11 protein-coding genes are annotated in these 12,654 nt (G+C 45.6%); 7 read left to right on the forward strand and 4 right to left on the reverse strand.

The genetic code is table 11. The features are described from left to right. Positions 1-15 precede the first annotated feature (15 nt). The gene (locus AXX12_RS12755; RefSeq protein WP_066243321.1) at positions 16-2,961 is read right to left on the reverse strand and encodes a PEP/pyruvate-binding domain-containing protein; all 2,946 of its coding nucleotides are present in this window, start codon (positions 2,959-2,961) and stop codon (positions 16-18) included. 138 nt (positions 2,962-3,099) lie between these two features. Between AXX12_RS12755 and AXX12_RS12760 the strand changes: the two genes are divergently transcribed. The 6 genes from AXX12_RS12760 to AXX12_RS12785 all read left to right on the forward strand — a co-directional run bounded on the left by AXX12_RS12760 (position 3,100) and on the right by AXX12_RS12785 (position 8,264). Continuing rightward, positions 3,100-3,408 carry a Glu/Leu/Phe/Val dehydrogenase gene (locus tag AXX12_RS12760; RefSeq protein ID WP_066243325.1) on the forward strand — a complete coding sequence of 103 codons (309 nt, stop codon included), beginning with the start codon at positions 3,100-3,102 and terminating at the stop codon, positions 3,406-3,408. 289 nt (positions 3,409-3,697) lie between these two features. Next, entirely contained in the window at positions 3,698-4,846 is a 1,149-nt protein-coding gene (locus AXX12_RS12765; protein ID WP_066243327.1) for an ABC transporter substrate-binding protein, read from the forward strand. Positions 4,847-4,903: 57 nt separating this feature from the next. Then, positions 4,904-5,788 (forward strand): branched-chain amino acid ABC transporter permease, encoded by an 885-nt coding sequence (locus AXX12_RS12770; RefSeq protein WP_066243330.1) that lies wholly within the window; start codon positions 4,904-4,906, stop codon positions 5,786-5,788. 11 nt (positions 5,789-5,799) lie between these two features. After that, positions 5,800-6,825: a branched-chain amino acid ABC transporter permease gene (locus tag AXX12_RS12775; protein ID WP_082816881.1), complete on the forward strand. Its 1,026-nt coding sequence runs from the start codon at positions 5,800-5,802 to the stop codon at positions 6,823-6,825. After that, positions 6,797-7,573 carry an ABC transporter ATP-binding protein gene (locus tag AXX12_RS12780; protein WP_066243334.1) on the forward strand — a complete coding sequence of 259 codons (777 nt, stop codon included), beginning with the start codon at positions 6,797-6,799 and terminating at the stop codon, positions 7,571-7,573. Before AXX12_RS12775 ends, AXX12_RS12780 begins: the two co-directional genes overlap by 29 nt. Then, a complete protein-coding gene (locus AXX12_RS12785) occupies positions 7,560-8,264 on the forward strand; it encodes an ABC transporter ATP-binding protein (protein WP_066243337.1) in 705 nt (234 codons plus the stop codon). The genes AXX12_RS12780 and AXX12_RS12785 overlap by 14 nt, the downstream gene beginning before the upstream one ends. A gap of 155 nt (positions 8,265-8,419) precedes the next feature. On the opposite strand, the gene AXX12_RS19600 is transcribed toward AXX12_RS12785, so the two are convergent. Further along, the gene (locus tag AXX12_RS19600; protein WP_197470713.1) at positions 8,420-8,575 is read right to left on the reverse strand and encodes a zinc ribbon domain-containing protein; all 156 of its coding nucleotides are present in this window, start codon (positions 8,573-8,575) and stop codon (positions 8,420-8,422) included. A 153-nt stretch (positions 8,576-8,728) separates the two neighbouring features. Beyond that, positions 8,729-10,390, reverse strand: a complete 1,662-nt coding sequence (locus tag AXX12_RS12795) for an ATP-binding protein (RefSeq protein ID WP_197470714.1) — start codon at positions 10,388-10,390, stop codon at positions 8,729-8,731. 456 nt (positions 10,391-10,846) lie between these two features. Between AXX12_RS12795 and AXX12_RS12800 the strand changes: the two genes are divergently transcribed. Further along, complete coding sequence (locus AXX12_RS12800; RefSeq protein WP_082816857.1) at positions 10,847-11,671, forward strand: DUF2935 domain-containing protein; 825 nt, start codon at positions 10,847-10,849, stop codon at positions 11,669-11,671. A gap of 97 nt (positions 11,672-11,768) precedes the next feature. Here the strand turns inward: AXX12_RS12800 and AXX12_RS12805 are convergent, their stop codons facing one another. Further along, positions 11,769-12,335, reverse strand: a complete 567-nt coding sequence (locus tag AXX12_RS12805) for a phosphatase PAP2 family protein (protein WP_066243344.1) — start codon at positions 12,333-12,335, stop codon at positions 11,769-11,771. Positions 12,336-12,654: the final 319 nt, after the last annotated feature.

Below are 12,654 nucleotides of genomic sequence, written 5' to 3' on the forward strand. Positions count from 1 at the left end.
GGCATTAAGCCAATCTTATTTGTAGATAATCCCCTTAAAGCTTCTCCCGTCAATTTTCGCCTCAAAGGCCTCATCTCTTCTAACCAGTTTTACATATTTTGTTTGCTGTAGGACAGGTTGATTAAGTAACCAATCCCAATCAACTTTCCCCTGATCTTCATTATCATACTGAATGTGGAAGTATCCCATATTCGTGGCAGTCAGATTATGAAAGAAGTGACTGCCTAGCGAAGGTTCAGGGCGAAGGTCCTTACGATCGACTTCCACGATGATAAGAGCCTGAGACATTTGCTCCCATGACAAAGGAATACCTAACCACCGGTCCGACGTTCCCATGCGTCCAAATCCAATCAGTATGCATCGGCGGCCTTCCTTAAACAGAAGGTTGTTTAGCTCACCGATCTCACTAGCAATTTGAACACTGTCCTGCAATTGAAACGTCTCAGGATTCACAAAAATGATATCGTGGATGCTTTGAAAGAACCTGTTACCAATGGTTCGCTGGCTGAAACACCAGGATTCCCTCGGTTCATCAAGGTTAACCTGAAGAGCTTCTCTGCCGATCACCATCGGCCTGATCTGCAAGAAATTGAATTCCTTTGGTTTGCTCTTATCCTTAGGAATATTGACCGCAAATTCGATTTCAACATTTGCGCCAAACGATTTCATTCCCAAACTCAGCAAGTCGTTAATAATTTGCGTCAGCGGCAGCCTGTTATACTTAAGAATGGGTGCAAACGTCACCAGTTTAGGCCCTGGTTGATATACAGTATCAAATATGCAGTCATTTTCAGCAGAATAGGTGCTGCCAATATACTCCAGTGACTGATCTTTGTTAGCCTGGGAAATCGGCAGTTTCTCGTAGATATAGTCTTCGTCAGCCCGCAGCGTGATGTCGGCAGATGCCTTGAGATTGACAGCATAAAACGCATTTTGCGATTTTTTCAGATATTCATCCGGACTTGAAATTAGCGGGTTTAGCTTGGGATGAGCCGGTGAAAACCGGTATACCCGCTCACCCTCAACGATGGCTTTTCCTAAGCCCAGGGCCAGACTGACTGTTCCTTCTTCCGGCTTCATCGGATTATATGGATAAAAGTTATAGGATTGGGCTACGCCGGAAATAGCTGGGTAATAGAGATCGCCGTAGCGTTCTCCGACCAATTCCTGGATCAGGACAGCCATCTTTTCCTCTTGAATGCGAATGTCTGCATTCTTGGCATATTGCACAGGAGCTGCGTAAAACACCGAGGCATAAACCAGTTTAACCGCGTCCGAAAGCTGTTTGAATCGAACTTCAGGGTCTTCATGACTGTTTGGTACTACATAGGTGTGGTAGATACCGGCAAAAGGCAGTACTCTCGAATCCTCCAGGATGCTCGACGAACGGACGGCGAGCGGACATTTTATATATTGGGTCAAGAGTCGCAAGTTTACTTGCGCAGTGGCCGGTAAAAAACTTTCCGTAAATTTTTGCGCAATTTCCTCTTCCTTTGGACAACAGGCAATAAAGGAATACAAATTATTCTCTTCAATAAATCTTTCAAAAACATCACTACCAATGACAAACGAGCGGGGCACCTTGACTTTAATATCTTCATATTTATCCGCCAGGCGAGATTTGGCAATCATCGAATTCATAAAGGCAATCCCTCTGGCTTTTCCACCCAAAGAACCTGTCCCTAGTTTGATGAAAGCATTCTCCATATCTTTTTTGGAAAGCCCTTCGAAATCAAGAATCAAACCAGATTGGTATTTTAAAAAATAATCATTCAAGACTTTCAGGATATAGTTCCGCATATCAGAAATACTGCCGAATTCCTTCGGGTCCACAAACCGCAGTTTATCCGCGACTTCAACTTCGGCCCGGGCGCGGAACCAGCGCGAAAAGTGATAGTTGGACGCATGATAGTACAGACTCTCATCAGGCAGGTCACGAATTATCCTTTCCAGATTCGTGATGTCAGACGCTTCGGCAATGACTCTGCCATCCGGATACTTAAACACAAAAGAACCGAATCCATAGTTTTCCAGAATATAAGTGCGCAAATCATGCAGTAGGTTGGGTGAGTTTTTATTCAGAAAGTGCAAATTTAATGATTTGGCTTTTTCAGCATTTTCCAGTTCTTCCGACTGCAGCAAAAACGGAAAGTTGGTGATCATCTCCCCCACGCTTTGTGCCAGTTCAAAACCGGACGAGGGATTTAGCGCACCATCCTTGGGAAATCTCACATCAGAAATTACCCCCAGTAAATTATAGCGATAAGTTCTAATAATTTCCATTGCTTCTTCATAGGTTTCTGCGAGAAGAATCTTCGGCCTAAGGCGAACTCTAAGCAAACCGTGGCTGACATTCATGGCATGCAACAACAGGCACCGGGTCTGTGTCAAAATTTCTGTATAGATGATAGGCAAAATCTGTGAGTAATACACAGGAGAATCATCAACCAACAGGATGGCCTGAACTCCCAACCTACTGTCCGCTTCTACATTTTGCTGGTCTTCAATGTATTTAATGATAGCTAACAGAACTTTATTATCTCCGGACCAGTGGAACACCCTGTTGATACAAGAAATTCCTCGGATCTTGGCAATCATTTCCGGAGTTAGCCGATCATAAGAAAGCATAACAATCGGGATGGTTGGATAGGCTTCATGTATTGTTGTTTCAACCTCAAATGAGCTCATATCGCTTATACGCGACATGGTAATGATCAGGTGGATTGTTCTCATTTTCAGCTCTTCGAAAGCCTCTTCACTGTTGGCTACCCAATGAATTCTGGGTATAAACGGAATACTCAAGTCGTTGAACTGATGGTAAATCTGCTCGGCTAACTGCCCATCTTCTTCAAGGACATACGCGTCGTACTCTGTAGATATCAGAAGTATTTCTGTAACCCTGAATTTCATCAGGTCATGAACTCCCGAAAAACGGGTCTTCATGTCAACGAATTTCTCCATAATCATTCTCCTAACCCTTGAGATCTTCTCAACAACCCTCAATATTCAGTATATACTAAATTGGATTGATTTTGAATCATTGCATCTTTGGGAATCTCGAATTTTCAGTTTATTTTCTGTTTGGGGTGGATTCGCCGGGTGCAGATTGAAGGTGCTAACGGACCTACCACCAAAGACGCTGACGCAATCCTGCCGCAAAAAGGCGTTATGGTTCCCGATATTCTCGGCAATGCCGGCGGCCTAGTCGTTTCCTACTTCGAATGGGTACAAAACAAGAGTCCTTCATGTGGGATGAAGACTATATTAATAACAACCTGGAAAAAGCTAAGAAAAAAGCGTTTGAAGAAGTTTGAATGGTTCATACTGAAAGCAGTGTCGATGCGGATGGCTGCCTATGCTCTCGACAGAGTCGTCAAAGCGAAAAAACTCAGAGGAAATTTCTCCTGAGTTAGAGTAAAAACAATGAAGTCGCTGGCCCATGCCAGCGGCTTCATTGTTTTTAAACCATAATTGCTTATTTTTACTCTAATGTTTCAATTCTTTAGCTTGCCGAGAGACAGAGAATATTACTCACTTTTAAAATATATATTTAAAAATTATATTAGGCAGGAATTACATTCCTGACCATCGAATTTCCAAAATTACAATATTTTCCAATCAATTACAAATTGGCAAGAGATCTGATCAAGTCTACGCAACATATTCCCGAAAAAAAAGCGATATAGGAGTGAGTAAGATGAAGTTGAACAAATTTCAGGCGGTAACACTAGCTGTACTGTTGTGCTTGTTAGTAGTCACAGCAGGCTGCGGCGGTGGCGGCGAGAAGAAGCTGGACAGCGCTCTCCTGGTAGGGATGGTCAATCCGTTTAGCGGCGATAGTGCAACCTATGGCATCAGTCACAAGAATGGCTTTGAATTAGCTAGAGAAGAAATCAACAAAGCAGGCGGCATTAAAGGACAGAAGATTGAGTCTGTTTTTCACGATGACGCAGGAGATCCCAAGCAAGCAGCAGCCGGCGCCCAAAAGTTCGCTGACCAAAAAAGCCTATTGGCAATAGCCGGCTCTTGCCTCAGCTCCAACACGCTAGCGATGGTGCCTATCCTTGATAAGGCGCATGTGACCCATACGGTCGTCTCATCGAGTACACCAAAACTCAGCGGCGCCAGTAAGTATTTCTTCCGTATGGCTGTTCAGGACGCGCAAGTCGGCGTACTGATTGGCGACTTCATTAGCAAAGAAGTCAAAGCGAAAAAAGCTGCAATCCTCTATCCGAACAATGACTATGGCAAGGGCCTGGCTGCTTCGACGGAAGAACAGCTCAAGAAAAATGGCGTTACCGTTGTTGCCAATAAATCGTATCTGGCTACTGATAAAGACTATTCTGCACTCTTAACTGTCATTAAATCTGAAGGCGCGGAAGCACTGGCTTTAGCCGGAACCTATACAGATAGCGCGCTGATTGCCAAACAAAGCCGTGAAATGGGCATGAATATTCCCATGGTTGGGCCTCCTGGGCTGTACAGCCCGAAACTGATTGAGATTGCTGGCCCTGCCGCTGAAGGCGCTATCTTCTTGGGTGCGTTCGTTGCTTCCAACCCAGAGCCTGCAGTTCAGGACTTCGTCAAAAAGTATAAAGAGAAATACAATATCGAGCCTGATACCTTCGCGGCTCTTGCTTATGACCAAATGTACGTGCTGGCCAAAGCGATGGAGAAAGCGGCCGAGAGAGGGCCAATTACTCGCGAAAGCTTGCAGGAAGCAATGGCTAAAACCGACTACAAAGGAATCACCGGTTCTGTTAACTTTAATGATAAAGGAGACTGGGTGAGACCATATCTTCATATTACAGTTCGCGACGGTAAGTTTGTGCTGTTTAGGAAATAAACTGCAAACGGGAAGCGTCTGTCGCTTCCCGTATTTCATTTTTGGTGAGGTGAGCATATGGTATTATTGCAGCAAATCATTAATGGACTTGCTCTCGGCGGTGTATATTCACTGATTGCCATTGGCTGGACTGTCGTCTTTGGCGTAGTCGGTCTCATCAATTGGACTCATGGCGAAGTCTTTATGATTGGTGCATTTGTCGGATACTTCCTGATTTCGATTTTCCAAATGAACTTATTTATCGCGCTCATTTTGGCGATGCTCGCCAGTGGTCTGACGGCTTTTCTAATTGATCGATTAGCCTATCGTCCATTGCGCAATGGGCCTCGGCTGGCTGTCTTCATTACGGCGCTCGGGGCCTCCATGTTCTTGCGCAACCTTGCCGCGTTGTTCTGGGAACCGCATGCCCGCGCCTATCCAGCAACGCTTAGCGCGTCAATCATGAATTTCTCCGTCGGCGGCGGCACGGTAACCGTCAATAGTCTGCAACTAATAATTTTTGGCGTCACACTAGTTATCATGATTTTCTTAGAGTGGTTTATTACTCGCACCATGATGGGAAAGGCCATGCTTGCCGCTTCCCAAGATTTCGAGATGGTGAGTCTGATGGGAGTAGAGGCAGAGAATCTTGTCAAAATAACCTTTATCGTCAGCGGAATGCTAGGCGGCGCCGCCGGCTTCTTAGTTGGAGTTCTATACGCGATTGATCCGATGATGGGAGCGATGGCCGGCCTCAAAGGCTGGGCCGTGGCCGTGCTGGGCGGAGTGGGCAACATTAGCGGCGCGATGGTGGCCGGGTTACTTCTAGGGGTCGCCGAGAACATCTCCTCTGTGTATATTTCCTCCGGCTACCGCGATGCCATCGCATTTGTAATCATGATCTTGACGTTAATTATTAAGCCCACAGGATTAATGGGCTTTAAGTTTGAGGAAAAGGTATAGGAGGCACGGAAATGAAAAAAGCTGCACTCTTCAGCCTAGTCATTCTTGCCGTCACCTTTATCGATTCGCTCAACCTGACGCCTGAATATCTTTTTAGCCCCTACGTAAAACATATTTTGTTCATGTGTCTCATCTATAGCGCAGTCACTCTCAGTCTAAACTTCGTTACCGGATCAATTGGACAGGTATCCTTAGGCCATGCGGCCTTTTTCGGGCTGGGCGGATATGTATCAGCCCTATTAACCCAAAACGCAGGGTGGTCTTTTGGCGTTGCCTTTTTAGCCGCAGGTATCGTTGCTGCTCTAGTCGGTTTGCCGCTTGGGGCGCCAGCGTTGCGAATCAGAGGACCATTCCTGGTTGTTGTAACCTACGGATGCGGCGAAGTGTTTAAGTATATTGCCATTAACCTCGATATTACCGGCGGACCGGCTGGCTTGCCGGGTCTGGTTTCCCCATCTGTCTTGGGACTAAACTTCAGTGACATGGGGTCAACAGGCAAAGAGGCATTTATTGTCTGCGCTTTACTACTCGCGATCTTTATTGCCTTTTTCATGTCCCGTATGGAGAATTCCCGAATTGGCCATGCATTTAGCGCTGTGCGCGAAGATGAAATCGCGGCTGGCGCCATGGGGATTAATCCCGCCTATTACAAACTGTTAGCATTTGTCTTTTCCGCTTTCTTCGCCGGTCTCGCAGGCAGTTTGTTTGTTCATTATCTCTCTTTTGTCAGCCCTGACGCATTAGGGTCGAATGAATCCATTACGATGTTGACAATGGTTGTTGTCGGCGGCGTCCGTAGCATTCCGGGATCATTCCTGGGGGCGTTTCTCTTAACTTTACTGCCTGAGGCGTTGCGTTATTTGAAGGATATATTTGGGCTCAGTTATGACCCATGGCTGGTCTTATTCGGTTTTCTACTCATGGTCATGATGCGAATCCGTCCCCAAGGCATACTGGGGGCGGAAACCATCTTCCGGCGCGGATTAGAGCTTGGCAGGGGGAAGCAGTATGTTGCTACGAATAGAAAAACTCACTAAGCGATTCGGCGGACTGGTGGCAGTGAATGAAGTCGACTTTCATATTGAAAAGAGTGAAGTTGTTGCCATCATTGGTCCGAACGGTTCTGGGAAAACCACATTTTTTAATGCAATTACCGGTATCTTGGCTGCCACCTCGGGGAAAATTTATTTTCAGGATCAGGATATAACTACCGCCAAATCCTTCGAGATAACTAGCCGCGGCATGGCCCGCACGTTTCAAAATATTCGGTTGTTCCCTAATTTGACAGTAAGAGACAATATCACCATCGGCGCCTATACCAAAGGCTCTTCCGGCGTATGGGACGGTCTTGTCTATTCCCACAGACTAAAAGCGGAAGAAAAGGATCAAGAAGAGAGGGCGCAACGTCTGATGGACTTCATGGGCTTAACTGCAAGCCAGAACGTGACGGCAAAAAACCTGCCATATGGCGCGCAAAGGCGACTCGAAATTGCACGGGCGCTGGCAAGCGATCCGGTCTTGTTATTGCTCGATGAGCCTGCGGCTGGTATGAACCCGAAAGAAGTCGAGGGCCTGTTGGATACTATTCGCAAGCTCAAAGCATCTGGGCTAACGATCCTTTTGATCGAACATCAGATGCGACTGGTTATGGGAATTGCCGAACGTCTAGTGGTATTTGATCACGGCGTTAAAATTGGCGATGGCTTGCCGGAGGCGGTCCGCAATGACCCGAAGGTGATTGAAGCTTACATCGGAAGTGAGGTGGAAGTCTGTGCTACACATTGAAGATAGTAACGTATTCTACGGCAACGTACAAGCTATCCGCGGTGTAAGTCTTACGATCAATGAAGGGGAAATTGTTACTGTCGTCGGCTCAAACGGCGCTGGCAAGACGACCATCCTCAAGACAATTGTCGGACTATTGCGCAGCCGGACTGGAAGCATTACATTTTTCGGGAAAGAGATCAGTTCTCTGTCCACTGCCGCCATTGTACAAGGCGGCATCGCGCTCGTGCCGGAAGGTCGACGCGTGTTTCCGCGTCTGTCTGTTGCCGACAATCTAATTCTTGGCGCATATGCGCGCAAAGACAAAGGAACTGTTCAAACTGATCTGGTCGGAATCTACGAAATGTTTCCCCGCCTAGCTGAGCGCAAAACGCAACCGGCAGGTACGCTTTCTGGTGGCGAGCAGCAAATGCTAGCGATGGGACGCGGACTGATGAGCCGCCCGCGCCTACTTTTGTTAGATGAACCCTCAATGGGTCTTGCGCCTGTGCTGGTGAAGCAGATATTTTCGGTCATTCAACAAATCAATGCTCTAGGCATGACCATCCTGTTAGTTGAGCAGAATGCCCGCATGGCGTTGTCTATTGCCAGGCGAGGGTATGCGCTTGAGACTGGCAGCGTTCTGTTTAGTGGTGACGCCTGCGACCTGAGTGCGAATGACCAGGTGCGCCGGGCCTATCTGGGTGAGTGATAATAGCCTAAAACCGCTGGCCCGTGCCAGCGGTTTTAGGGTGTAAACCATAATCGCTTATTTGCCCCAACGTTTCGATTTTGGCAATTGATCGCTTAACAGTCTTCTCGCAACCGGCTCGGTTAAACCGTGTTCTTTCATGTGCGGCACAGACTTCAATCATTATCTGCTAAGGTTAATTCAGGCTGGGCGAATTTTCCTTCCTGATAGCAGTACAGGCAATACTCTTCGGTTTTGGTACCATCTGACTGTCTACCGATTAACTCGGCCCCATTCAGCGGCATACCACAGCTTTGACAAAACTTGTCCATTACAAATCCTTCCTCTAATTCACAAGATGGATGTAATCGCGCTGCGTTCTGCTAAGCGGGAGTTAATCGTCTCGGTTCCAGTATTATGGAAGGAGCTGTGTTGAGGCTACGTTTCAACACAGCTCCTTTTATTATAATTAAATTACTTTCACATCAAGCATTCGTCAGAAGAAAGCTCACGCTAAAAGTTGTACCTTGGCAGCCAGTATCGACACTAATTTTCGCACCATGCCTTTCAGCAATTCTGTAGCATACTGGGAGTCCTAGTCCGGTTCCCTTTTCCTTTGTCGTCACAAATGGAATACCCAGTTTAGTCAATACATCTTGTGAAATACCGGTTCCAGTGTCCCTTACCGCCAGCACTATACGTTCGTTCTCCATATAAGTCCTGATTGTTACCTCACCGCTATTTTCCATTGCTTCGAAGGCGTTGTTGGCAAGGTTCAAAATGAGTTGACGAATTTCCTTCTCATCAAATTCGCTATCTGGAATAGTTCCGTATTCGGCATACAGTTGATGACCCCTTCGGAATGCATCTGCCTGGAGCAGAGGAAACAGGGCAAGCACCACTTGGTTTAAATTTCCAAGTTTCATCTTCACAGCTTTATTTTTGGCAAGCGATAAGAACTCAGTGATAATCGAGTTCGCCCGGTCCAATTCTTCGATCATAGTGTCGATTTGCCCTTGATAATTTGTAAACTCGCCTTTTCTTTGGAACATTTGCAAATAACCGCGTACGGTGGTCATGGGGTTGCGGATTTCATGACCGATACCGGCAGCCATTTGGCCCACGAGATTGATCCTATCCAGCTGGGCCAATTCGGCCTCTAGTTTCTGATTCTCTACTTCTGTTCTTCTTTGCTTAATTCGACTGGCAATTAACCCTAGAATCAGCACCGCTTCCAGTAGTACGATAAAGATTCCGCTTACTATGTACCATCGGTACGACTCCCAGGCAGTACGCTGCCTAAATTCGATTTTGCTACCAACAGGCAGCCTAGCTTCATCGATTCCCCAGCGCTTCAGCTCCTTCCAATTAAAAGCATATTCAGCTGCCAGGGTTTTCTCCACGCGAGGATAAGAATCTATGTGTCCATCAAGAGCGTCGTGTCCTACTTCAACAGCTTTCTGGGCCAATATCTTCCCGCTTGCCATATAGCCGCCGACTGCTCCCTCGTTTAAATAACGCAAATACGTACCATAAATCGGTACACGAGCTTCACGGTATATCCTCTGTAAAACCTCCGAAGCGATAAAGGCATTGCCAGACCAATCTCTCATAAAAGAAAAATACAGAATGACCGAGTTGCCATCGATCGTTTTTATTGTTTCCAACATTTGAGGAACAGACAGTTGATTGATATAGATAAATTGCACTTGCCCTGCAAAAGATGCTGCTTCTTTGGAAAACTCCGCTAGTGTCTTTTTTTCACTTTCCGCGTTTCCGATCACAACATAGATCTTTTCTGTGCTCGGCTGTGCCTGTAGGATCAGATTCACGGCCTTTTTTCTATCATAGATCCCAATAACCGCTTTATAGTTTAGTGGCAAATTTGTGTTGATTACTCCTTCTGCCTCATCCATAGTGAGGATAGCAGGCACGCCGGGAAAGATTCTTTCTCCGTATTGCACGATAAATTTTGCTGCAGGGTAACGGTATGTGATGACAAGATCAGGCTGATGCATGACATATTTCTCGCGTAAAAATTGCGTTAAGTTTCCCGTGTAAGCTGGGTTTGAAGAATATTTAGCCATCTCAAGATACTCATAGGATAATTCGACCTTGGCATTAACCAAATGTTCAAGACGGTTCATGAATGTCTCTTCAAATTGGCGATGGGACGGAAAGTCCTGACTCTGTGAGTAAAGGATCAAGACTTTTTTGGCCTGTTCAACTTTTTCAGCATACGAACATTGGATTGACGTTACTATTAACAGCAACAGCAAAAGAAATAGCCTGCAGATTCTTATGCTGTATATCATCGGCATGTTAACACCCCATTTTGTTAGACAAACATTATCCATGATCTGTCATTATTCGCTCCAGATATGGGGTATCCTGCCAATTAAAGCCAATAATTGTGATTTATTTTGTTACATAATTCGACAACAAAGAAGAATTTTATTAAATATAAAAGCCACGCTGCAATGAGACCCTGAAAGCGGCATATGCCGCTTTCGGGATCTCATTTACCTAAGATGTAGCCATAAGCTATTAATCAACATAACATATAGCAGAAGACTACTTTATCGTTAAAGGAAGGGATAGATTTGGATATTTTCTGCCATGAGGTGACTCCTTATGTCTGCCCAAATATGCACGAGATCTGCTTCTGGCTGCGAATCATGAAGGAACACTCCCTATTTATCAAGCTCGGCCTGCCATGTGACCAGGAAGAGCTCATTCAAGAGTCAGAAAGGTTTTACAAGCTGTTTGAAGACCTAGAGAGATCCAGCCGGGCGGTTAATTGCGACGCCAACTTTCGACGCTTTATTGATGATGTAAAAATTGCAGTGACGCATATATTCACATTTAAGCGACATCTGCTCCATTGTTACGTTGAGTGCAAAATTGTTGGAACAACCAATTATCCGCTGCTTCTCGACCATATCTCACGCGAAGCAATGTACTTCCTGAAGATTTTAGGGAAAGTGCATGATGGTGAAATGCAATATCCTGTCGACTCCATTGTGAGCGAGAATGTTTTCTGGCTGAGAATTATGGCTGACCATGTTAAGTTTGTTCGCGGCTTGCTTGACCCTTCAGAACGAGAGTTAATTGGGCAAGCAGACGCATTTAGCGACGAATTTGACCAACTTCAGCTGCACGCCCGCGACTTAGACAGTATGCTCTGGCACTTTAGGCCCAATAATGATCTTGCCCGCTTTGAGGATACGGTGGAGAAAGCTACTACCAGACTTCGAGACTTCAAGGCTGCAGCCAATGAACTGTTGGAACGCTGCGCTGCTTTAGCATTATTCCCGCCACTACTGGCAGATCATGTTCGGCGTGAGGCAGATCATTTCCTTGAAATATTAGAACTCATCGAAGAGGATTTAGCCCAAATGCCAGCAAAGCTAGTCTGCTGTGACTAACAATACATTAAGAGCGGGGGTAGTAGCCCTCGCTCTTTGTGTATTCACTCTGGCTATTACAGTATAACGAGGTTCGCCACTCCTTCAATTGGTTTCGTTAGTTACTTTCTTCGAGCTTAATCCAGCGGCTAGTAAAGGCCCAAGCGATAAGAATGCCAAAACACACCCCAACGGTAACCTGAAACCCAGTGTGATCACCAACTTCAACCCGTGACCATGAAATTACAGCCGCGATCAGATTCCATAACCACCAGAATCGCGGAAAACAGCTTGTTAAAGCAAATGCCATAACAAAGGCATGAGTTGCATGTCCGCTGGGAAAACCGCCGGGGAGATCCCCCGGCCGCAAAGCCCATTCGCCAAATGGGACAAGCTTAATCAGATGAACACTAAACCAAACAAAGAAGTTCATCCACAATATCAGCTTAATCACGCTGCGCAATCGTTTTCTCCAAGCCCAGCCGATAATCAGTGCATTAGAAGTCAATAAGAAGACATCGTTACCAGTATAACTAAATCCTACTGCGATTGAGTATATCATGGGATTGCCGCTTGCATTAAAAAGCAAAACCACCAAAATTGTAGCCAGGCCAAACAGCGTAGCAGCAATAAGGGCAATGCGTAAATTCTTTTTATAGGCAGTCTTGGAGTCTACTTTTATCATAGTATCACTCCAGGAAACATTTGCCGATTCTTCATCATTATCCTCCGCGCTCAATCCTTATACCTACCGTAGACAGGCCGATTATCCAATAGCTATGTATAGTCTAGCTTAGTATAAACGGAAATCGGCGAAGCAAAACGCAGACACTCCTTTTTCCAGAACAGGCCTCTCGAAGAACTGATTACTTTAGCAAGTATGATACATTCGCTAGCTACAACAGAAAACGAGACTTTATTCATGACTCCAATCATTTCCAATCATAAACTCTAATCGCAAATACACTATATATTGATCATATATTGTCGAATTGTACAATATA

This window comes from Anaerosporomusa subterranea (assembly GCF_001611555.1).
GTDB lineage: Bacteria > Bacillota > Negativicutes > Sporomusales > Acetonemataceae > Anaerosporomusa > Anaerosporomusa subterranea.